The sequence below is a fragment of the Cryobacterium sp. 10I5 genome, assembly GCF_035019865.1.
Taxonomy (GTDB): Bacteria; Actinomycetota; Actinomycetes; order Actinomycetales; family Microbacteriaceae; genus Cryobacterium; species Cryobacterium breve_A.
In genome coordinates this window covers 11,273-33,094 of record NZ_JASJVI010000026.1, presented here as the reverse complement: position 1 = coordinate 33,094, position 21,822 = coordinate 11,273, and the positions used below count along the sequence as shown (strand labels likewise).

General features: G+C 69.5%; 20 protein-coding genes and 1 pseudogene. 12 read left to right on the top strand and 9 right to left on the bottom strand.

Annotated features, from left to right (window positions below; translation table 11 throughout):
• The first annotated feature begins 2 nt into the window (after positions 1–2).
• The 5 genes from mtrB to secA all read left to right on the top strand — a co-directional run bounded on the left by mtrB (position 3) and on the right by secA (position 8,107).
• Positions 3–1,712, top strand: coding sequence for an MtrAB system histidine kinase MtrB (mtrB, locus tag QN350_RS09020; protein ID WP_323516216.1), 1,710 nt, complete (start codon positions 3–5; stop codon positions 1,710–1,712).
• Entirely contained in the window at positions 1,705–3,453 is a 1,749-nt protein-coding gene (locus QN350_RS09015; protein WP_323516208.1) for an LpqB family beta-propeller domain-containing protein, read from the top strand. The genes mtrB and QN350_RS09015 overlap by 8 nt, the downstream gene beginning before the upstream one ends.
• 98 nt (positions 3,454–3,551) lie before the next feature.
• Positions 3,552–4,304 carry a ComF family protein gene (locus tag QN350_RS09010; protein WP_323516205.1) on the top strand — a complete coding sequence of 251 codons (753 nt, stop codon included), beginning with the start codon at positions 3,552–3,554 and terminating at the stop codon, positions 4,302–4,304.
• Between the two features lie 99 nt (positions 4,305–4,403).
• The gene (gene hpf, locus QN350_RS09005; RefSeq protein ID WP_281534112.1) at positions 4,404–5,111 is read left to right on the top strand and encodes a ribosome hibernation-promoting factor, HPF/YfiA family; all 708 of its coding nucleotides are present in this window, start codon (positions 4,404–4,406) and stop codon (positions 5,109–5,111) included.
• A gap of 173 nt (positions 5,112–5,284) precedes the next feature.
• Entirely contained in the window at positions 5,285–8,107 is a 2,823-nt protein-coding gene (secA, locus tag QN350_RS09000) for a preprotein translocase subunit SecA (protein WP_323516204.1), read from the top strand.
• Between the two features lie 161 nt (positions 8,108–8,268).
• Here the strand turns inward: secA and QN350_RS08995 are convergent.
• A pseudogene (locus QN350_RS08995) lies at positions 8,269–9,570 on the bottom strand (MFS transporter); the annotation flags it as partial.
• A 132-nt stretch (positions 9,571–9,702) separates the two neighbouring features.
• On the opposite strand from QN350_RS08995, the gene QN350_RS08990 reads away from it, so the two are divergent.
• Positions 9,703–10,422, top strand: coding sequence for a TetR/AcrR family transcriptional regulator (locus tag QN350_RS08990; protein WP_323516202.1), 720 nt, complete (start codon positions 9,703–9,705; stop codon positions 10,420–10,422).
• Here the strand turns inward: QN350_RS08990 and QN350_RS08985 are convergent.
• Positions 10,409–10,846: an Rv3235 family protein gene (locus QN350_RS08985; protein WP_323516200.1), complete on the bottom strand. Its 438-nt coding sequence runs from the start codon at positions 10,844–10,846 to the stop codon at positions 10,409–10,411. The two genes, QN350_RS08990 and QN350_RS08985, sit on opposite strands and share 14 nt — an antisense overlap.
• Positions 10,847–10,977: 131 nt before the next feature.
• Between QN350_RS08985 and QN350_RS08980 the strand changes: the two genes are divergently transcribed.
• On the top strand, positions 10,978–11,604 hold the full coding sequence (locus tag QN350_RS08980; RefSeq protein ID WP_323516197.1) for a hypothetical protein: 627 nt from the start codon (positions 10,978–10,980) through the stop codon (positions 11,602–11,604).
• Entirely contained in the window at positions 11,592–11,714 is a 123-nt protein-coding gene (locus QN350_RS08975; protein WP_323516195.1) for a hypothetical protein, read from the top strand. The genes QN350_RS08980 and QN350_RS08975 overlap by 13 nt, the downstream gene beginning before the upstream one ends.
• Positions 11,715–11,716: 2 nt before the next feature.
• On the opposite strand, the gene QN350_RS08970 is transcribed toward QN350_RS08975, so the two are convergent.
• Positions 11,717–12,019, bottom strand: coding sequence for a helix-turn-helix domain-containing protein (locus tag QN350_RS08970; protein ID WP_323516193.1), 303 nt, complete (start codon positions 12,017–12,019; stop codon positions 11,717–11,719).
• A 148-nt stretch (positions 12,020–12,167) separates the two neighbouring features.
• Between QN350_RS08970 and QN350_RS08965 the strand changes: the two genes are divergently transcribed.
• Together QN350_RS08965 and QN350_RS08960 are read left to right on the top strand one after the other, a co-directional pair.
• Entirely contained in the window at positions 12,168–12,803 is a 636-nt protein-coding gene (locus QN350_RS08965) for a hypothetical protein (protein WP_323516191.1), read from the top strand.
• 2 nt (positions 12,804–12,805) lie between these two features.
• Positions 12,806–14,062, top strand: a complete 1,257-nt coding sequence (locus QN350_RS08960; RefSeq protein ID WP_323516189.1) for a regulator — start codon at positions 12,806–12,808, stop codon at positions 14,060–14,062.
• Positions 14,063–14,071: 9 nt separating this feature from the next.
• On the opposite strand, the gene QN350_RS08955 is transcribed toward QN350_RS08960, so the two are convergent.
• Together QN350_RS08955 and QN350_RS08950 are read right to left on the bottom strand one after the other, a co-directional pair.
• On the bottom strand, positions 14,072–15,763 hold the full coding sequence (locus QN350_RS08955; protein WP_323516187.1) for a DUF5671 domain-containing protein: 1,692 nt from the start codon (positions 15,761–15,763) through the stop codon (positions 14,072–14,074).
• Complete coding sequence (locus QN350_RS08950) at positions 15,760–16,227, bottom strand: hypothetical protein (RefSeq protein WP_323516185.1); 468 nt, start codon at positions 16,225–16,227, stop codon at positions 15,760–15,762. The genes QN350_RS08955 and QN350_RS08950 overlap by 4 nt, the downstream gene beginning before the upstream one ends.
• 81 nt (positions 16,228–16,308) lie before the next feature.
• On the opposite strand from QN350_RS08950, the gene QN350_RS08945 reads away from it, so the two are divergent.
• Complete coding sequence (locus QN350_RS08945) at positions 16,309–17,802, top strand: sensor histidine kinase (RefSeq protein WP_322139084.1); 1,494 nt, start codon at positions 16,309–16,311, stop codon at positions 17,800–17,802.
• Between the two features lie 46 nt (positions 17,803–17,848).
• On the opposite strand, the gene QN350_RS08940 is transcribed toward QN350_RS08945, so the two are convergent.
• Positions 17,849–18,097, bottom strand: coding sequence for a WhiB family transcriptional regulator (locus tag QN350_RS08940; protein ID WP_035837005.1), 249 nt, complete (start codon positions 18,095–18,097; stop codon positions 17,849–17,851).
• Positions 18,098–18,277: 180 nt separating this feature from the next.
• On the opposite strand from QN350_RS08940, the gene QN350_RS08935 reads away from it, so the two are divergent.
• Positions 18,278–18,733 carry a hypothetical protein gene (locus QN350_RS08935; RefSeq protein WP_323516183.1) on the top strand — a complete coding sequence of 152 codons (456 nt, stop codon included), beginning with the start codon at positions 18,278–18,280 and terminating at the stop codon, positions 18,731–18,733.
• A gap of 127 nt (positions 18,734–18,860) precedes the next feature.
• On the opposite strand, the gene bcp is transcribed toward QN350_RS08935, so the two are convergent.
• The 3 genes from bcp to aroA are packed head-to-tail and all read right to left on the bottom strand — an operon-like array spanning position 18,861 to position 21,761.
• Entirely contained in the window at positions 18,861–19,340 is a 480-nt protein-coding gene (gene bcp, locus QN350_RS08930) for a thioredoxin-dependent thiol peroxidase (RefSeq protein ID WP_323516181.1), read from the bottom strand.
• A 10-nt stretch (positions 19,341–19,350) separates the two neighbouring features.
• The gene (gene rsgA, locus QN350_RS08925) at positions 19,351–20,400 is read right to left on the bottom strand and encodes a ribosome small subunit-dependent GTPase A (protein ID WP_323516180.1); all 1,050 of its coding nucleotides are present in this window, start codon (positions 20,398–20,400) and stop codon (positions 19,351–19,353) included.
• Positions 20,397–21,761, bottom strand: coding sequence for a 3-phosphoshikimate 1-carboxyvinyltransferase (gene aroA / locus QN350_RS08920; RefSeq protein ID WP_323516178.1), 1,365 nt, complete (start codon positions 21,759–21,761; stop codon positions 20,397–20,399). Before aroA ends, rsgA begins: the two co-directional genes overlap by 4 nt.
• Positions 21,762–21,822 lie beyond the last annotated feature (61 nt).

Genomic DNA, 21,822 nt, shown 5'->3' with positions numbered 1-21,822 from the left:
GGATGGCCGAACCGACCGGGTTTGCCCGAACATGGCGCAGGGGGTGGCGGGACTGGCGCGACTGGAGATCCTGGCGCGCCCGACTGCTTCGCACCTGGCGTGCCTCCCTGCAGTTCCGCACCGTGACCATCACGGTCGTGCTGTCCGGCATCGCCATCGTCATGGTCGGCGTGTATGTCTCGGTGAGTGTCGGCAACGACCTCTTCCAATCCCGGCTCAGCCAGGTCGAGCTCGACTCGAACCGGGCCACGAGCGCGGCCCAGGGCATCCTGGACTCCTCGGACGCGGCGGACCGGGTCCAGGTGCAGAGCCTGCTGGCCTCGGCGCGCAGCGCCATCTCCGCGGCGTCCTCGAGCCGGCTTGTCGCCGTGTTCCGGGTTCCCGGCCAGGACCCGTCGACAGCAGCGCCCCAGGACTTCTCGACGTTCGGCGACTCGACAGAAGTCATCTCGCCCGAGCTGCGCACGGCGGTGCAGGGCGCGCCAGGCACCCAGTTCTGGCAGTCGGTGGCCCTCGCGACGGATGACGGCGGCCAGGTCGCCGGGATCGTCGTCGGTTCGCAGATCACCGTCCCCGTCGCCGGCCGGTACGAGCTCTACATCGGCTACAACCTCGGTGAGGCGGAGACGACCCTGCAGTTCGTGCAGCGCACCCTCGGCATCGCCGGGCTCCTGCTCATCATCCTGATCGGCGCGGTGACCTGGATCGTCGTGCGCTTCGTGGTGACCCCGATCCGGGTCGCGGCCGAGACCAGCCAGCGGCTGGCCTCCGGGGACCTCGGCGTGCGGCTGCCCGTGAAGGGCGACGACGTCATCACGACCCTCGCCCGGTCGTTCAACGGGATGGCCGACAGCCTGCAGAGCCAGATCAAGGAGCTCGCCGACCTCTCTGAGGTACAGCAGCGCTTCGTTTCCGACGTGTCGCACGAGCTGCGCACCCCGTTGACGACGATCCGGCTGGCCGGCGACATGCTCTACGACCAGCGGTCGGCGTTCCCCCCGGCGACGAGCCGCACCGCGGAGCTGCTGCACACCCAGGTCGAACGGTTCGAACTCCTGCTCGCGGACCTGCTCGAGATCAGCAAGTACGACGCCGGGTCCGTCGAGCTCGAGGCGGAGCCGACGAACCTCGTTCACCTCGCCGCCGACGCCGTCGAGGGCCTGCGATCCCTGGCCGAATCCAAAGGCACCCGGCTCAACCTCGTCGCGCCGGGCGGGCACCTCGACGCCGAGGTCGATCCCCGCCGCATCCGCCGGATCATGCACAACCTGATCGGCAACGCGATCGAGCACGGCGAGGGCAAGCCCGTCATCGTCTCGGTCGACAGCAACGAGACCGCCGTGGCGCTCTCGGTGCGCGACTACGGCCTCGGCATGAGCCAGGTCGACGTCAACCACGTCTTCGACCGGTTCTGGCGGGCCGACCCGTCCCGCAAGCGCACCATCGGCGGCACGGGCCTCGGCCTGTCGATCTCCCTCGAGGACGCGACCGTGCACCGCGGCTGGCTCCAGGTCTGGTCGAGCCCGGGGAAGGGCTCGTGCTTCCGGCTGACCCTGCCCCGGACCGCGCGCGGCGAGATCCTGAGTTCGCCGAGCCCGCTGCCGCCCGAAGACGCCGGGTCCGACGGCACGCTGCCGCGCCTCACGCTCGGCGAGGTCGGCAGGGCCGGGATCAAGGGCGCCCAACACGGTGAGGGAGCGACCCATGACTGACCGAAGCGGCGGCATCCGCCGTGCGACCAGGGACACCCGGGCGACCCGTCGAGGGGGACTCGGGCGCGCAGGGGGCACGCTCACCGCGCTGCTCGTGCTTGCGGTCCTGCTCAGCGGATGCTCGGGGATTCCACGGAGCGGCAGCGTTCGCACCGGGCAGGCGGTCTCGGCGGGGGACAACCCCGCACCCGTCTTCCTGCCGTCGCACCCGCAGGCCGATGCCAGCCAGGAAAGCATCCTGCGCGGTTTCATCGACGCCCAGACCAGCCCGGAGAACGACTACGCGATCGCCCGCGAATTCCTCGCCCCCGGCTTCAGCGGCGCCTGGGCCGCGGATGCCGGAGTGACGGTCGACGACGGGACCGCACGCACCATCGTTCCCGTCGACGGCCAGACCATGCAGTTCTCGGTGAATCCGATCGCCGACGTCGACGGGATCGGCGAATACCACGAGGTGGAGTCTCCCTCGCCCGTTGTGCTGCGCTACCAGTTCCAAAAGGTCGGCAACCAGTGGCGGATCAGCGCTGCGCCGAACGGCACCGTCGTCGACCAGACCACGTTCACCGACGTGTTCAGCTCCCAGGCCCTCTACTTCTTCGACTCGAGCTTCGCGTTCCTGGTGCCCGACCTGCGCTGGTTCCCGCGCGGGGGCGCCACCCTCACCAAGATCGTCAACGGCGTGTTGCACGGGCCGAGCCCGTGGCTGGGCGGGGCCGTCGTCACCGCGTTCCCCGACGGAACCAAGCTCACAGCGGATGCCGTGCAGGTCGTGTCGCGCGATGCAAAGGTCGACCTCAACGGCGAAGCCCTGAACGCGGACAGGGTCACCCTGCAGCGGATGCGGGCGCAGCTCATGAGCAGCCTTCCCACGGGCATCACCGTGACGATCTCGATCAACCAGAACTCCCAGGACCTCGGCGACCTCGGCGCCAACGCACCGATCGTCAACCCGCGGGTGGATGCCCGTGCGCTTGTGCTCCGGCAGGGCGCCTTCGGGTTCCTCTCCGCCGCCGGGAAGACGGTCACCCCGATCCCCGGCCTCTCCGACCAGGTCGTCGCTCTCGGGCCGACGGCGGTCACCCTCTCACCGGGTCAGACCGTCGCGGCGGCGCGTGCCGCGACCGGGGTCTCCGCCGTCCGGGTCGGCGAGGTCGCGAAACTGCTCGATCCGCGGCCCGGCCTCATCGCACCGGCCGTCGACAACTTCGGCTACGTGTGGTCCGTGCCCGCGAACCGTCCGGGCGAGCTCTTCGTCTACAGCCCCAACGGGGATGCGACGGCCGTACCGACCTCCTGGCCGGAGGCCTCCGGAATCGTGGCGCTGCGGGTGTCGCGGGACGGGACCCGGCTGATCGCATTGCTCACCTCCGGAACGGAGACCCGCTTCGTGATCGTCGCGATCAAGCGGGACAAGTTCGTCCCGGTCGCCCTGGGCGAGGAGGTCCAGCTCCAGTCCGTCCCAGGCACCCCCCTCGACGCCACCTGGATCGACGAGCTCACGGTCGCGTACCTCGTCGCGCTCCCGACCGGCGAGGACCGGATCGTGACCCAGCAGCTCGGCGGCGTCAGCTCGAGCATCGAGTCAGCGCCCGGGAGCGCGTCCATCACGGGGAGCAACACCCTGCGCGACGTGCGCGCACTCGCCACAACGGGCAGCCTGATGGTGCAGCGCGGAGTCGGCTGGCAGGAGCGCATCGACGACGTGACACTCGTGGCCACCCAGCAGGGAATCGGCGGGTAGCCGAGGGCCCGTCCTCCACAGGGCCGACGACCGACCGGGCACGCACCGGTGCGCGCCCGCCGGCCACGGGATCGCGGCAGGGGGACCAGTCTGGCGGCGTGACCGGAACCGGAGCGACACGGGCCGCGCGGCGGGCCATCCTGGACGCGTGGGCCGTTCTGCTGCCCACGGCGTGCAGCGGATGCGGTGCGCCGGACCGTGCGCTCTGCGCGGCCTGCCGCGCCCGCCTGGCCCCTGCCGTGCGCGTGACCGAGCGTGGCGGGCTGCGGGTCTGGGCGGGGCTCGACTATGCCGGTGTGCCGCGTCGTGTGATCGCGAGTTTCAAGGACGGCGGGCGAACGGATGCCGCCGCCGCGCTCGCCCCTGCGCTCCTCGCCGCCGTCGTGGCCGCGCTCGCCGCAGTGCAGCAGTCCCAAGGTGCAGTGCAGTCCCAAGGTGCAGTGGAGTCCGAAGGCGCGGTGGAAACGCGCGGTGCCCGGCAGCATCGGGGCGACGGCATCCGCCTGGTCACGATTCCCTCGTCGCGACGGGCCTGGCGGGCGCGCGGGTACCTTCCGGTCGAGCTGCTGCTCCGCCGGTCCGGACTCGCGCCGAGCCGCGTGCTCACCACCAGCGAGGTCGGGCTCGACCGTGCCGCCCGGGCCAGGAACCGGGACGAGTCGCTCCGCGCCCGGCGCCCCCTGACCGGGGTGCGCTGCCTGCTCGTCGACGACATCGTCACGACGGGCGCCACCGTCCTGGAAGCGCGTCGCGCCATCCTCGCAGCCGGGGGAGAGGTCGTGGGCGTCGCCGCCCTCGCGGAAACCCGGAGACGCCTTCCGGTCACACAACGTTCATCAGAAACCGATTGACAAATTGCGGTGACTTCTCCACCCGGCAGGGCTACGGTGGAGCTAAAGGCGCGCACCAATCGCCCGGGACCGGGCGGTTCGCCAGATCTGGAGGTCGTCATGGAAACTAACATCGTCGGACGAAACCTGGGGATCACTGATCGTTTCCGGTCATATGCGTCGGAAAAGGCCGAGAAGATCGCCGGCCTGGCCGACAAAGCCCTTGCCCTCGAAGTCAAGCTCAGCCGGAACCGCGAGAAGGGGTCCGCAACGGGCAACGACAGGGTCGAGCTGACCTTGATCGGGAAGGGTCCCATCGTCCGCGCTGAAGCGGACGGTTCGGACAAGTACGCAGCCTTCGACGTGGCACTCGGACGTCTCCTCGAGCGCGTGCGCCGCGCCAAGGACCGCCAGAAGCTGCACCGTGGTGGAGCGCACCGGCCCACCTCCCTGCACGACGCGGCATCCGTGGACTTCAGCGTCGTCGACATCACGCCGGCCGACGCCGAAACCCTCGACGAGGTGCGCACGGGAGTGATTCGGGTGATCCGTCCCACCGAGTCGGAGGCGGCCGCCGCGGCCACCGCAGCCGAGGAAGAAGCGGACGAGGTCTACACGCCGGTCGTCATCCGCCGGAAGGTCTTCTCCGCTGCCCCGATGACCGTCGACGACGCCCTCTACTTCATGGAACTCGTCGGGCACGACTTCTACCTGTTCCAGGACTCGGAGACGAACCGGCCGAGTGTGGTCTACCGCCGCAAGGGCTGGGACTATGGGGTCATCGAACTGGATGAGAACAGCGAGGAGTTGCGGGTCGCCGCCGAGTAAGGCGCCCGGTAGGCCGTCGAGTGCACTCCCTGACCAACTAGCATTGTTATAGTTGCCGCACACCGGCGCACAACAGTGTCGGCGTGGTTCAATCCGTCGCGTGAGCAGCCAGACCCTGGTTCATCTCACCGAGACGACAGGCGTAACGGCGCCGTGATTAGTGGAGTGCATTCGTGGCCTCAATCCTTGAAAAGGTTCTTCGTGTTGGTGAAGGACGCGTCCTGCGTCGTCTTGAGCAGTATGCGAAAGCCATCAATGCGCTGGAAGAAGACTTCAGCCAGCTCACCGACGAGGAGCTGAAGAACGAAACCGTCGTGCTGCGGGAACGCTACTCGAACGGCGAGTCGCTCGACGACCTGCTGCCCGAGGCGTTCGCCGCCGTGCGCGAGGCCTCGACCCGAACCCTGGGCCTGCGTCACTTCGACGTGCAGCTCATGGGTGGGGCGGCCCTGCATCTCGGCAACATCGCCGAGATGAAGACCGGTGAGGGCAAGACGCTCGTGGCGACGACTGCGGCTTACCTGAACGCCATCACGAGCCGCGGTGTGCACATCATCACCGTGAACGACTACCTCGCGAGCTACCAGAGCGAGCTGATGGGCCGCGTGTTCCGCGCCCTCGGTATGACCACCGGGTGCATCCTCTCCGGCCAGACCCCCGCGCAGCGCCACGAACAGTACCTCGCGGACATCACGTACGGCACGAACAACGAGTTCGGCTTCGACTACCTGCGCGACAACATGGCGTGGCAGGCCGCCGACATGGTCCAGCGCGGCCACTACTACGCGATCGTGGACGAGGTCGACTCGATCCTGATCGACGAGGCACGCACCCCGCTCATCATCTCCGGACCGGCATCCGGCGAGGCGAACCGCTGGTTCACCGAGTTCGCGAGCCTGACCAAGCGGCTCGTTCCCGAGGTCGACTTCGAGGTCGACGAGAAGAAGCGCACCGTCGGCGTGCTCGAACCCGGCATCGAAAAGGTCGAGGACTACCTCGGCATCGACAACCTCTACGAATCGGCGAACACCCCGCTGATCTCGTTCCTGAACAACGCGATCAAGGCGAACGCGCTGTTCAAGAAGGACAAGGACTACGTCGTGATGAACGGCGAGGTTCTCATCGTCGATGAGCACACCGGTCGCATCCTGATGGGCCGACGCTACAACGAGGGCATCCACCAGGCCATCGAGGCGAAGGAGGGCGTCGCGGTCAAGGCTGAGAACCAGACCCTCGCGACGGTGACCCTGCAGAACTACTTCCGGCTCTACTCGAAGCTGTCCGGCATGACCGGAACCGCCGAGACCGAGGCCGCCGAGTTCATGAGCACCTACAAGCTCGGCGTGGTCTCGATCCCCACAAACAAGCCGATGAAGCGCATCGACCAGTCCGACCTCGTCTACAAGAACGAGGAGGCCAAGTTCGGCCAGGTCGTCGAGGACATCGTCGGCAGACACGAAAAGGGCCAGCCGGTCCTCGTCGGAACGACGAGCGTCGAGAAGAGCGAGTACCTCTCCCGGCTGCTCGCCAAGCGCGGCGTCCGCCACGAGGTGCTCAACGCGAAGAACCACGCGCGGGAAGCCGCGATCGTCGCCCAGGCCGGTCGCCTCGGCTCCGTCACGGTCGCCACCAACATGGCCGGCCGTGGCACAGACGTCATGCTTGGTGGCAACGCCGAATTCCTCGCCGTCGCCGAGATGAACGCGAAGGGCCTCAGCCCGATCGAGACGCCCGACGAATACGAGACCGAATGGGACGACGTCTTCGCCGGAGTCAAGGCGAAGGTCTCCGAAGAGGCCGAGAAGGTCGTCGAGGCCGGTGGCCTCTACGTGCTCGGCACCGAGCGTCACGAGTCGCGCCGCATCGACAACCAGCTCCGCGGGCGCAGCGGACGCCAGGGCGACCCGGGCGAGAGCCGCTTCTACCTGTCCCTGACCGACGACCTGATGCGCCTCTTCAACGCGGGTGCCGCCGAGAGCCTGATGAGTCGCCAGGGCGTGCCCGACGACATGGCGATCGAATCCAAGGTCGTGAGCCGCGCCATCCGCTCCGCCCAGTCGCAGGTCGAGGGCAGGAACGCCGAGATCCGCAAGAACGTGCTCAAGTACGACGACGTGCTCAACCGCCAGCGCGAAGCGATCTACGGCGACCGCCGCCACATCCTCGAGGGTGACGACCTCCACGAGCGCACCCAGCGCTTCCTGGAAGACGTGATCGACGAGGTCCTCAGCGTGCACACCGGCGAGGGCAACGGCGACGACTGGGACTTCGACGCACTCTGGACCGAGCTCAAGACCCTCTACCCCGTCGGCATCACCATCGACGAGGTCATCTCCGAAGCCGGCAACCGCGGCAGGATCAACCGTGACTTCATGCGCAGGGAGATCCTCTCCGACGCCAAGGTCGCATACCAGAAGCGCGAGGGCAGCCTCGGCTCCCCGGCCATGCGCGAACTCGAACGCCGGGTCGTGCTCTCGGTGATCGACCGCCGCTGGCGCGAGCACCTCTACGAGATGGACTACCTCAAGGACGGCATCGGCCTCCGAGCGATGGCCCAGCGCGACCCGCTCGTCGAGTACCAGCGTGAAGGTTTCGCCATGTTCCAGCAGATGATGGGGCAGATCCGCGAGGAGACCGTCGGCTTCCTCTTCAACCTCGAGGTCGAGGTCAACCAGGCGCCCGATCCCGTCGCCGCGCCGGTCGTCGTCGCGAAGGGCCTCACGCCCGGCGACGATTCCGGCGCCGACAAGCTCAGCTACACCGCACCGAGCGATTCCGGCGGAGTCGAGGTGCGCAACCAGCGCGGGCAGATTCAGCAGGCCGCGACCGACCGTGCCCGCCGGGCCGAGACGGACGCGAACGCAGGAGACACCCCGGTGGCAGAGACCGCGGCTCCCGCCGGGCCTCCGCGCCGCGGCGCCTTCGGCCAGCGCGACTCCGGGACGCCGGCCGTTCCGGTCAACCGTGCCGAACGTCGGGCCCAGGGCAAGAAGTAACACCACTCGCCGCACACACGACGGAAGAGCAGCGCAGCGAGGACGGCGCCGACGGCGAAGAAGCCGGCGCCCCACCAATATGCGACCGCGTAGCTGTGGATCGCGGCATCCGCGGCCACCGCAGCGGTGAGCGGGGTGTTCGCGGCCAGGAAGTTGGTCGCTGCCGTCGCGGCGAGCGTGTTGAGCAGCGCGGTCCCGATCGACCCGCCGACCTGCTGGCTCGTGTTCACCATCGCGGAGGCGACGCCGGCGAACTGGCGGTCGACGCCGAGCGTCGCCGTCTGCATCGAGGCAGGCATGATCGAGCCCATCGCGAAACCGAGGATCATCAGCGGCGGCAGCACGTCGGCGGCATAGGTGCTGTTCAGGTCGAGATGAGTCAGGTAGATCATCCCGAGCGCGCCGAGCGTCATGCCGAACGGCACCATGATCTTCGGACCGAATCGCGGCACGAAGATATTCGTCGACAGCTGGGCCGCGACGACGAGCATCCCGATCATCGGCAGGAACGACAGGCCGGTCTGGACCGGGGTGTAGTGCAGCGAGACCTGCAGGTAGTAGGTGACGAACAGGAAGATGCCGAACATGCCGGCACCCGCGATCAGCACGGAGAGGTAGGCGGCGCCGCGGTTACGGTCGAGCACGATCGCGAGCGGCAGCAACGGATGTGCGGCTCGGCGCTGCCAGAGCACGAAGGCGACGAGGAGAACGACGGCTCCCGCGAGCATGCCCCAGGTGAGGGGAGAGTCCCAGCCGTCGGTTTCGGCGTTGGAGAACCCGTAGACGAGTCCGAAGAGCGCGCCGGAGACCAGGATGGTGCCGGGGATGTCGAGCTTCGGACGCGGGCCGGTGCGCTCGAGGTGGTCGACGAAGATGATCGCGCCGATCACCCCGATCACGGCGATGGGGATGTTGATGTAGAGGTTCCAGCGCCAGTCGAGGTTCTGGGTGAGGAAGCCGCCGAGCAGCAGGCCGACGGCGCCGCCGGCACCGGCGATCGCGCCGAAGATGCCGAAGGCGCGGGCGCGCTCCTTCGGGATGGTGAAGGTCGTGGTGAGCACGGCGAGGGCGGTCGGGGCCAGCAGGGCGCCGAACGCACCCTGCAGGGCGCGGGCGCCGACGAGCAGCCCGAAGGTGCCTGCCGCGCCGCCGAGAGCCGAGGCGGCGGCGAAGCCGATCAGGCCGATGATGAAGGTGCGCTTCCTGCCGATGAGGTCGGACAGGCGTCCACCGAGCAGCAGGAGGCTCGCGAAGGCGAGCGAATACGCGGTGATGATCCACTGCCGGTCTCCGTTGGAGAAGCCGAGGTCCGCCTGCGCGGAGGGCAGGGCGATGTTGACCACGGTCGAGTCGAGCACGACCATGAGCTGGGCGAGGGCGACGGTGCTGAGGGTCCACCAGCGCCGGGAATGCGGCACAGGTGCGCTCGTGAGAGTGGAAGAAGTGGCGGAAGTCTTTGGCATGAAGGCGACTATATACGATACTGTGGAGTTCCGGATCTTAACAGTTCCTGAATTTACCTCCGGGTAACATTCGATCAGAAGAGTTCGATCAGAAGAGTTCGATCAGAAGAGTTCGATCAGAGAGCGGTGAGTGTGGCTAGGACCCAACTCGGCCCGGCCGAGGATGACCCCGCCGAGGAGGCGGAGCCCGTCAAGCTCGGTCGCAGGCGGGACCATACCCGTGACCCTGACATCCTCGCTGCTGCCGTCGACGTGCTTGCCGAATGCGGCTATGACGGCATGACCATCGACATGGTCGCTTCCCGGGCGAAAGCGGGCAAGGCCACCCTCTACCGGAGGTGGCCGTCGAAGGGCGAACTCGTCATCGACGCGGTCGCGTGCATGAAGAACGGTGACCTGAACCTGTCCCAGCTGCCGGACACCGGAACACTGCGCGGGGATCTGATCGCCATGATCAAGCCGCACTCGATCGAGGACGGCGAGAAGAAGCTGCGGGTCATAGCCGGACTGATGTCCCTGCTCGCCCACTCGCCCGAGCTCGCCGAGACCGCCCGTCTCTCCGTGGTCGAACCCCGGGTGACCGCCCATCGGTTCCTGCTGCGCCGTGCCATCGAGCGCGGCGAGATCTCACCGACAAGCGACGTGGACAACCTGGCGACCGTGACCACCGCCATGGCCTCGATGCGGGTCCTGTTCGAGCGCAAGCCCGTCAACCGGGACTTCCTGATCTCCCTGATCGACGGGGTGATCCTGCCCGCGGTCGGCCTGGGTGCCGGCTCGGGAGTCGACCCCGGGTCCGGCTCGGCCCCTGAGGCGCCTGCTGCAGCGGATCCGGCCGTCACAGCACATTGATCGCGCTGGCCCGCCACCGGTTGTCGAGCCCTTCGAGGCGCAGGGCGACCGCGCGCACCCGTACTTTGCTGTGCACGATGACGACCGCTTCGACCACGCCGTCCCTCGGTTCCGTGATGGTGACCCTGCCGATGGAGATCGTGGGCCGCTGCGCCGGGAGGCCCTTGATCGCCCGTGCCCTGTTGGAGAGGACGACCCGCTTGAGCAGGTGGCGGTAGACGTCGTCGCTCACCCAGCGCGCGAGCTGGTCGAGTTCGCGGGCCCCGGAGAGCACCTCGATCACGCACCGGGTGAGGTTGATGAGCAGCGGCTCCGGGTCTGGCAGTTGCCGGCGGGAACTCGGCTGCAGCCCGAAGTAGTCCTCGTCGGCGAACCGTTCCACTCGGGCGCTCGCCTGCTCACTCATACCGACTGGATCGCTCATGACTCCTCCGGGGGGTTCCGGGTGCTGAGGTACAGGTTCGCTACTCAATCAGCGGATGCCGGCGGTGTCGAGCGCTTATATGTCCTGTGGATAACACGGCGCCCCGGTTTGCGGCGAGTTAGCGTCGACGTGTGCGCTGGGACAACCTGTTCGACGACCTCGAGGGACAGCTCGAACACGAGCTGAACGCCGAGGACCTCGAGCTGCGCGCGGAAGAGGAACGGCTCCGGCTCGGCCGGTTGTCGCTGCGGCACCGGCTGATGAGCCTGAGCGGCGCGGGCAGCGGCGTCCTGCGGCTGGTGCTCGCCTCCGGTGCGACTCTCTTCGTTCGTCCGACGACGTTCGGGCGGGACTGGCTCGCCGCCGAGATCCTCGATCCGGCTTCGGCGTCGGCCGGGACGACCCCGCCCGGTGTCCCCGCCTTGAGCGCTCCGCAGTGCGTCGTTCCGATCGCTGCGATCGCGGGGGTGATCCTGCAGTCTGCGGAGGTGCGCGCCTCCCTCACCGCGCCGGCGGAACCCGAGTCGGGGGTCGTCGACCGGATCGGGTTCGCCTTCGTGCTCCGCGACCTGGCCAGGCGGCGCAAATTCGTCGAGGTGCACACCCCGGGAGGTCTCCTCAGCGGAACGATCGACCGGATCGGCCGCGACCACCTCGACCTCGCGATGCACGACCGCGGGGTGCCGCGCCGTACCTCCGAGGTGCGGCAGTACCGGATCGTCCCCCTCGCCGAGATCCAGCTGCTGTGCCTGCCCTGACTGTCCCGGTACTGATCCTGCCGGCTCTGATTCTGCCGGCTCTGATTCTGCCGGCTCTGATCCTGCCGGCTCTGATCCTGACGGTACTGATCCTGACCGCGCCGGCCTAGGTTCAGGCAGGCGGCCGGATGATCGTGCCGCCGGAGAGCTCGGGGATGTTCGCGTAGTCGGATTGCTCCCACAACGACAGCCGCCTGGCCTCCTCGTACTTGGCCTCGATGTACGACTCGAGCACGACCCGCTCCACCCGCCAGTGCTGCATCCGCTCGGGTGCGGACGGACCGATCCTGATGGCCGGCAGCTCACCCGTGTGCACGAGCTCGCTGACCTCGGTCAGGGTGAGGGCGAGGATGTCGGCGGTGTCCGCGAGGGTCAGGAAGCGGCCCAGCCCACGATAGTCGTCTGGAGCATTCATGGTTCGATTATCGGCGGTTCCGGCGGCGTTCCGCCGGGAGAGCGGCAGCCTGTGGATAACTTTCCCGCCGCCGCGCGGGAACGGCGACGATAGACACCAATGATCCGGCGGGCGGCGGCAGGCGCCCGCGCCAGGGAGAGGGGCAGCCATGGTCTCGAGGCCGAAACGGGCACCACGCCCGGGAGTCTGGTTCGATCCGCGCCTGCTCATCGGGCTCGTCCTCGTGCTCGGTGCGGTCGGCGGCGTGGCTTTGGTCGTCGCAGGCAGCGATCGGACGACAGCCGTCTACGCGGCCCGCGACGCTCTCCTGGTCGGCGACCGGGTCACGGCCGCCGACCTCGAGCTCAGCCAGGTCCGCCTCGACGGCGCGCTCCCGCTCTACGTGACGCCCGAGCGGATGCCCGCTGACGGCCTGGTCCTGGCCCGCAGCGTTGCAGCGGGCGAGCTGATCCCGGTGTCCGCGGTCGGCGCATCCGCTGACGCCGGCGTCACGACGGTCGTCGTCGAGCTGACCGACGCCCTCGCGGAAGCCGTCGTGCCGGGCGCCGTCGTCGACGTCTGGTCCTCACCCCAGACCGCGCGTGGGGAGTTCGGACCGCCGACGGTGCTCGTCGGTCGAGCCGGAGTGGTGCGCGTGCTCGAGCCGAGTGGACTCTCGGTGGGGACCAGCCGCCGTTCGGTCGAGCTCCGGGTACCGAGGGAAGTCGTCGCCGCTGTGCTTACCGCGATCGCCAACCGCGCGGCGATCGCGGTCGTTCCGGCCAACCAGCCCCTCGGCGGTTGATCATGGCCCGGCTGCTGCTCGCGCTCGACCGCCCGACGGAGGACCGCCTCCTGGCGGACATCGTGCAGTACGGGCACGCCGTCCTCGCCCGGCTGTCGGGGGCAGGGGAACTGCTCGCGGTCCTCGACCGCACCGAGGCGGATGTCGCGCTCGTCAGCGCTGCACGGGCGACGCTGAGTGCCGCCGTGATCCGGGCGTGCGACGAGCACGGAGTGCGCGTGATCGCGCTCGCCGCGACCGACCAGGACCGCAGGCATGCAGCGGGGCTCGGCCTCCTCGACGTGATCGACGCAACGGCGCCCTGGGCCGGAATCGAAGCGGTGATCGAGGCAGGCGTGGTGATCCCGTTGCGGGTCACCGAACGCGAGGCCTCCCGCCCGGTGCCCGCCCGCGGCACCGTGATCGCGGTCTGGGGGCCCTCCGGCGCGCCGGGTCGCACGACGCTCGCGATCAACGTCGCCGCCGAGATCGCGGCGGCGGGGCACACCGTTGCGCTCGTCGACGTCGACAGCTATGGAGGCGGGATCGCGCCGGCCCTCGGGATGCTCGACGAATCGCCCGGTTTCGCCGCGGCCTGCCGTCTCGCCGGGACCGACAGCCTCACCCGGCCGGAACTCGAACGGATCGCGCAGCGCTACACCTCGCCGCGCGGCGCGTTCTGGGTGCTCACGGGCATCGGGAGGCCTTCGCGCTGGCCGGAGTTGACCGGCGAGCGCGTCTCGAAGACCATCGAGGTGCTCCGGAACTGGGTGGACTACGTCGTGCTCGACACCGGGTTCAGTCTGGAGAGCGACGAGGAGATCTCGAGCGACCTGTTCGCGCCGCGCCGCAACGCAGCGACACTCACGGCGCTCCGGGCGGCGGACCACGTCGTGGCGTGCGGGCTCGCCGACCCGGTCGGGCTCGCCCGGTTCCTGCGGTCCTGGGCCGAGCTCGCCGAGGCGGTCTCGACCGACAGGGTCAGCGTCGTGATGAACCGGGTTCGACCGAGCGCCGTCGGCATCGACGCCAACCGGCAGGTCGTCGCCGCGCTCCGCCGGTTCGGTGGAATCCAGGCCCCGTTCCTGATCCCGCACGACCAGGCGGGCGCCGATGCCGCCGTGCTGACCGGACGCACGCTGCGCGATACCGCGCCGAATTCGCCCGCCCGCGCCGGCATCCTGCGGCTGGTGCACCGGGAGCTTCTGCCCGTTCCGGTTCCGGAGCGAAGCGGGGGCCTGGGGCGGATGCCGTGGCGTCGCCGGGCTCCCGCGGTGTGAAGGGGGCGCTCAGTCGCCGAGCGGGATCACCTCGATGCTTGAGCCTGGTCCGGTCACGACGAGCACACGCTTGCCGGTGACCCCGGCCAGGGCCTCGGCGACGGCGGTCGCCTGCCCGGCTTCCGTCCCGGCTGCCTGCCCGGCTTCCGTCCCGGCGTCGGTCCCGGCTCCGGTTCCGGCGCGCGACCAGACGGTGACTGCTGCGCCGGTGCTTTCGGTGACGGCCCGTCGGAGCGGTTCCGGATCTGTGCCTGCGGTCGTGATCAGGATCACCCTGCCGATGCCTGGCTGCCGTTCCCCTGGTGCTGCGAGCAGAGACCGGTCGCGTCGCCAGACGGCGAAGTGATACCCGGCGACGAGACCCGTCGCGACCAGGAGTCCGAGCGGCGCCCGCACGTCCTCGAGGACGCTGCGGTCCGCCGTGCCGCCGAGGCCGAACTCGAACAGCCGGAAGCCGACCACGAGCAGCGTGATGAGTGCGACGACGGCGCTCAGGCCGAAGACGAGGACGAGATAGACCCGCCGGCCGTTATCGGCGCTGCCCTGGTTCGAACGGTCACAGACCCGCGGCGTGAGCGGTCGCCAGGCCGCCCACCACAGCGGCCCGCCGACGATGAGGGCACTGAGCCCGCCGAGCAGGAGCGTGCGGGTGTCCGACCCGACGAGAGGGTCCGTGAGCACGGAGAGCAGGGAATTGACCACCACACCGACCCCGGTTGCCGCGGACGCCAGCGCGAGCCCGGAGGTGACCAGGGTGGCCGCGCCACGGGTCGCCGCCGAACGGCGCGTGGCGAGTCGGCCGTGATACCGCCAGACGAGCGCGCCGACGAGAGCGGCTGCGAGGGAGGGGCCGAGGGGATCGAGAATGCCGCCGAGAGGTTCCGAGCTGTCGAAGCAGAGCCTGAGCAGGACGTACAGCGTCACCCCCGCCCCGACGAGCGTCGTGACGAGGGCCGCGCCGATGCCGACGCAGACGAGGGCGACGTCCGCGAAGCCGCCGCGCATGGTCGACACCCGTTCCCGGCTGAGGTGCCACCACCACACGGATGCCCCGCCGGCGCACCAGACGAGCCCGACCGCCGGCTGGCGCCACCAGAACGCGCCCTCGTCGAGCAGGGGGAGCAGGGACGTGACGGCCAGGTCGAACACCGAGCCGATGGCCGTGATCGCCCCGCCGGCGCCGATCAGGAGGCCGAACACGCTGCCGAGAACGGGCGCGACCGACCTGAGGCGCAGCGGACCCTTGTCCCGGTGTCCGGACATCCACCGGTGCCAGACCCAGACCGCCGCCCAGACGAGGCCGGTCGCCAGGCCGTGCGGCTGCCGGTCGTCGGCGACGAGTGCGGATGCCGCGCCGAGCAGGGCCGTTGTGGACGTGATGCACGCGACGGTCGACATGGCGGCGATGTAGAGGCCCCAGGCCGGCGCCGAGCGTTCGTCGCCGGCCATCCGCCGCCACAGCGACCACCAGAGCACCGCGGCGAACGGGCCGGCGATCAGCGTGAAGGCGAGGGATTGGGCGAGCCCGGAGACGTCGTTTCCCGCGAGCCGGCCCGTGTCGCCCGGCAGGATCTCGAGCACGCCATCGAACAGCCGGCCGAACAGCCCCGAGAGCCCGGCGGCCGCGAGCGTGACGAAGGCGAAGAGCAGGACGAAGACGATGACGCGCCGCACCGTGGACAGCCCGGTCGTCGCGCTCATGAGGTGGCCTTCGTACCGGGGCAGACCGCGAATCGCCAGGGCGCGGAGTCGATCTTCCAGCCGTCGGGCACGCGCACGAGCTCGAAGACCTCCTCGGTCTGGTATTCGGATGCCCCGAACGGCCCCGAGTTCGTCGAGCTCGCGACGGAGACCGTCACGTCGGCAGAGTCGCCGCGCTCGACGGAGCGCACGAGGGTGATCCTGAGGTCGTCGGCCGCGGCGTCGCGTCCGTACGACTCGCAGCCGGCGACGGCGTTCTCGGTGAGGTAGCCGGCGGCCGTCGACTCGTCCCCATCGAGGACCGCTGCCGCATACGCCTGGACGACGCCGGCAGGGGTTCCGCGGTCGAGGCGTTCTGGCGTCCCGCGGGAGAGGACGACGACCAGAGCGACGATCACGAGAGCTGCGATGACGAACAGTATGGCGATCAGGGTGCGATCCGGTCGTGCTGACGTGGAGGTCATGGGGCCAGCATGGCAGCCCGGGTCGTGATCCGGGGGAGGTTCGAGTCGCCGGACGCGTTCGGGGGGACCTAGGCTGGCAGGGTGTCGACGCTCAGTGATCTCGTACTTGCCCAGGGCCGCAGCAGTGCCGAGGATGTGGACTGGCTCCACATGCTCGTCGCCGACGGCCAGCTCCTCGCCGACCTCGCTTTCGCCGACATCGTCGTCTGGGTACCCGGCACCACCGGGAGCTTCGTGGCGGTCGCGCACGCGCGCCCCTCGAGCGCGGCGACCCTGTTCTACCGCGACTTCGTCGGCCAGGGAATCAAGGGGGAGTGGCGCCAGCAGGTGACCGAGGCCTTCGAATCGGCCCGGATCGTGGATACGACGGCCCCCGACTGGTACGAGGAGACGCCGACCCGGGTCCGGGCGATCCCGGTGATGCGCCGGCTCAGCACGACCGGCTCCCAGATCGCGCCCGTGCCCGTCGCCGTCCTCACCCGGCACACGAACCTGAGCGAGGCGCGCACCCCGAGCCGCCAGGAGCTCACCTTCAACGACTGCGCCAACGACCTGTTCGCGATGATCGCCTCCGGTGACTTTCCGGACCTCGGCGCCCCGACCGGCCCGCGCCGCGGCGCCCCGCGCGCCTCCGACGGCCTGATCCGGCTCGACCTCGACGGTGTCACGACCTTCGCGAGCCCGAACGCGCTCTCCGCCTTCAACCGGATGGGCTTCGCCGACGAGCTCGAGGGCGAGTCCCTCGCCGAGGTCACGACGGGCCTGCTCACCGGAACGGTCGTCGTCGACGAATCGTTGCCGCTCGTCGTCACCGGCCGGGCGCCCTGGCGAACGGATGTCGAGGCGCGCGGCGTGACCGTGTCGCTCCGGGCGATCCCGATCCGCAACCGCGGCCAGCGGATCGGCGCGATCGTGCTCTGCCGCGACGTGACCGAACTGCGCCACCAGGAGCGCGAACTCATCACGAAGGACGCGACCATCCGGGAGATTCACCACCGGGTGAAGAACAACCTCCAGACCGTGGCGTCGCTGCTGCGGATCCAGGCCAGGCGCACCCACTCCGATACCGCGCGCGAGGCGCTCAACCAGGCGATGCGCCGGGTCGCGGCGATCGCCGTCGTCCACGACACCCTGTCGACGGGGCTGAACCAGCAGGTCGACTTCGACGTCGTCTTCGACCGGGTTCTGCTCCTGATCGCCGAGGTCGCATCCGCCCACAACACGACGGCGCACCCGAAGCTGTCCGGCAGTTTCGGCGTGCTGCCGAGCGCCTTCGCCACCCCGCTCGCGCTCGCGCTCACGGAGCTCGTCACGAACGCGGTCGAGCACGGTCTCGCCGGGCGCGAAGGCGAAGTCGTGATCGAGGCCGAGCGCAACGAAGAGACCCTCACGGTGCGCGTGCGCGACAACGGTTCGGGTCTTCCGGAAGGCAAGGTCGGATCGGGACTGGGCACCCAGATCGTGCGCACCCTGATCCAGGGCGAGCTCAGCGGAAGCATCGACTGGCACACGATGATGGGCAGCGGCACCGAGGTGACGATCGAGATTCCGCTGCGCTACATGCGTGAAGCCTGACGGGCCGCGGGGGCGGCGCGCCAGGCTTCAGGACAGGTGCGGTGGGCTAGGACGCGCGGCGCGCCCGTGCGGCGCGGCGCTTGAGGGCGCGGCGTTCGTCTTCGCTCAGGCCGCCCCAGACGCCGGAGTCCTGTCCGGTCTCCAGCGCGTACTGGAGGCACACCTCGGTGACATTGCAACGGGCACATACAGACTTGGCCTTTTCGATCTGGTCCACAGCGGGTCCAGTGTTACCGACGGGGAAGAACAATTCCGGGTCGGCGGTGAGGCAGGCCGCTTTGTCGCGCCAGTCCATAGAGATGCTCCTTTATTGCAGGGTGCCTGGCCGATTGGCCGAAGATGAGAGGCTGCCGATTGCAGGAAGGTAAGCGATTTACGCATTCATAGGGCTCACGTCCCTGTGAGCGTCAACCGGGCCTCAATTATGGTCGCATAATGGTGGGGTCAAATCAATAGTTTGGTATGGGATATCTCTGTGAATCAACAGTTCGACCAGCGTCCGGACGGTGACGCCGGTGCGTTCCGCCCGCGTCGTGCGCCCGCACTCCTCCTGCTCGCCGGCCTGCTCTGGGCCGAGGCCGCACTGCTCTGGGCCGCCGTGGTCTGGCTCGTGCTCGAGCTCCTCACCGCGACGCCGACCTCGCTCGCGAGCGGGGTCGCGATCCTGATCATCGTGCTGATCGCCGCCGTCTGGGTGACCGCGATCGCGGTCAATTCCCTGAGGCACCGGGGCTGGATCCGCGGCGCCGCCGTGACCTGGCAGGTCGTGCAGATCGCCGTCGCGGTCGGCTGCTTCCAGGGCCTGTACGCGCGTCCCGACCTCGGCTGGGCGCTCCTGGTTCCGTCGATCGTGGTGCTCGGGCTTCTCTTCACTCCCGCGGTGCTCGCGGCCACGCAGACCCCGCGCGACGGGGGCGACACGGCCGGGTAGACATCCGTCGCCGAGTGTTCACCCACTATTTCGTCCGGGCAGCATGTCGGTGCCCCCGCCAGCGGCAGCGGATGCCGTCAGCGGCCACCAGGAGCCGCTGACGGCCCCTGGGACGTGGGACCGGGTGTCAGTCGCCGAGGCCGAGCTTCTTGCGCAGGCTCGCGACGTGGCCCGTCGCGCGCACGTTGTAGAGCGCGAGAGTGACCAGTCCGGCCTCGTCGATCACGAAGGTGGACCGCAGCACGCCCGTGACGGTCTTGCCGTAGAGGTTCTTCTCGCCCCAGGCCGCGTAGGCCCGGTGCACGGTGAGGTCGGCATCGCTCAGCAGCGGGAAGGTGAGGCCCTCGGCGTCCCGGAACGCCCGGAGCTTCTCCGGGGTGTCCCGCGAGATGCCGAGCACCCGGTAGCCGGCCGTTTCGAGCGAGCCGAGGCTGTCGCGGAAATCGCAGGCCTGCTTGGTGCAGGCCGGAGTGAGGGCTGCGGGGTAGAAGTACACGACGACCCCCTCGCCCGCGAACCCGGCGAGCGAGACGGATGCCCCGTCCTGGTCGGTGAGCGTGAACTGCGGTGCAGGGTCGCCGGCTTCGAGGCGCGTGGAATCCGTCATGCCCGCCACTTTAGTGGTGCGGGGCGACCGCGAAGGTCGCGAGCAGCCGTTGCAGGGAATCGAGGCGCGCCTTGCCGGTGTCGCCGAGTTCGCCGGCGGCGACGGCCTCGTTGATGGCGCAGTCCGGCGAGTCAGGCAGGTGAGTGCAGCCGCGCGGGCACTTCTCCGCGATCGTGGCGAGGTCGGTGAACGCCTTGAGGATGTTGTCGGTGTTGATGTGCCCGAGGCCGAAGGAGCGCACTCCGGGAGTGTCGATGACCCAGCCGCGGCCGGCATCCGTTTCGAGGCGCAGCGACACCGTCGAGGACGAGGTGTGCCTGCCGCGGCCGGTCACGGTGTTCACGACGCCGACGGCGCGATGCGCGTCGGGCACGAGGGCGTTGACGAGGGTGGACTTGCCGACGCCCGAGTGCCCCACGAAGACGGTGTCGTGGCCGACGAGAGCTGTGGAGATGCTCTCGAGCGGCATGGCGTCGTCGCGGCTCGTGAAGACGATCAGGTCGAGGCCGGCGAAGTTGTTCAGGAACTCGGCGGGATCGGCGAGGTCGGTCTTGGTGATGCAGAGGATCGGCGTGACGCCCGCGTCGTACGCCGCGACGAGGTACCGGTCGACCAGGCGGATGCGTGGCTCCGGGTTCGCGGCGGCGACGACGATGAGCATCTGGTCGGCATTGGCGACGATGACCCGTTCGACGGCGTCGGTGTCGTCGGCGCTGCGCCGCAGCAGGGTGACCCGCGGCACGATGCGCACGATCCGGGCGAGGCTGCCCTCCGCCCCGGTGGTGTCTCCGACGATGTCGACGCGGTCGCCGGTCACGACGGCGTGCTTGCGCAGCTCGCTCGCCCGGGCCGCGGTGACGCGGCGCTCGGTGCGCTTGTTCTCGTCGAGCATGACGGTGTACCGGCCGCGGTCGACCGAGAGGATGCGCCCGGTGAGTGCGTCCTCGTGGTCCGGGCGGGTCTTGGTGCGCGGTTTGCTGCCCTTGCGGTTGGGGCGCACACGCACGCTCGACTCGTCGAACTCGGGTTCGTCGTCGTCCGCGCCGGCCCACCAGCTCATGAGAGCACGGTCGACGAAGCGAGGAGCGCGTGCCACAGCTGGGGGAACTGGGGGAGTGTCTTCGCGGTCGTGCCGATGTCCTCGACCAGGACGCCGGGAACAGCGAGGCCGATCAGGGCGCCGGCCGTCGCCATCCGGTGGTCGTCGTAGCTGTGCCACTGGCCGCCGTGCAGGGGACGAGGGTCGATCTGCAGGCCGTCCGGCAGCTCCGTGACGGAACCGCCGAGGCCGTTGATCTCCGCCGCGAGGGCGGCGAGGCGGTCGGTCTCGTGGTTCCGGATGTGGCCGATGCCGGTGATGGTGCTCGGGGAGTCCGCGAGGGCGGCGAGGGCCACGAGGGCAGGCGCGAGTTCGCCCCCGGTGGACAGATCGATGGTCACGCCGGTGAGACGCTCGCCCGCCGTGACGGTGAGGCGGTCTCCCGAGCGGGTGACGACCGCGCCGAAGAGCGGCAGGAGGTGCTCGAGGTCTGCGCCGACCTGGGTTGTCTCTGCGGGCCAGCCGGTGATCGTGACGCTACCGCCGGCGACGAGCGCTGCGGCGAGGAACGGGGCGGCGTTCGACAGGTCGGGTTCGATGTCGACGTCGATGCCGCGGATCGGGCCGGGCCGGACGATCCATTCGCCGACGGCGGGGCTCGTCACGGTGACGCCGCGGCGGGCGAGGGTCGCGATCGTCATCTCGATGTGAGGCAGGCTCGGCAGGCGTTCGCCGTCGTGCCGGAGGTGCAGGCCGTGCTCGAAGCGCGGGGCGGCGAGGAGGAGGCCGGAGACGAACTGGCTCGAGGTGGACGCGTCGATCGTGACCTCGCCACCGGCGAGGCTGCCGGTGCCGTGCACGGTGAACGGAAGCGCATGGCGGCCGTCGTCGTTGATGTCTGCACCGAGGGCGCGGAGGGAGGAGACCGTGGTCGCCATCGGGCGGCGGCGGGCTCCGGCGTCGCCGTCGAACGTCGTCGGGCCGAGTGCGAGGGCGGCGACGGGCGGGAGGAAGCGCATCACGGTGCCGGCGAGGCCGCAGTCGATCGTCGTCGAGCCGAAGAGCTCGCCGGGAGTGATCCTGAGGTCTCCGCCGAACTCTCCGTCGCCGGGGACGGAGTCGATCGTTGTGCCCAGCTGCCGGAGCGCGGCGACCATCAGGTCGCTGTCGCGGGAGTGCAGCGGTGAGCGGAGGAGGGAGGGGCCGTCGGCCAGCGCGGCGAGCACGAGCTCACGGTTGGTGAGCGACTTCGAGCCCGGAAGGGAGACGACGGCGGCGAGCGGCCGGGCGGCGACGGGGGCCGGCCACCAGGCATCCGTCTCTTCGGGCGCGTTGTCGCCGTAGGGATCGAAATCGGGCTTGGAATATCTCGAGATCAACATCGGTTATCAGGATAGTCGGTGATGAACAGATGAGGGAGGTTCCGATGGTGCTGTCAACGGT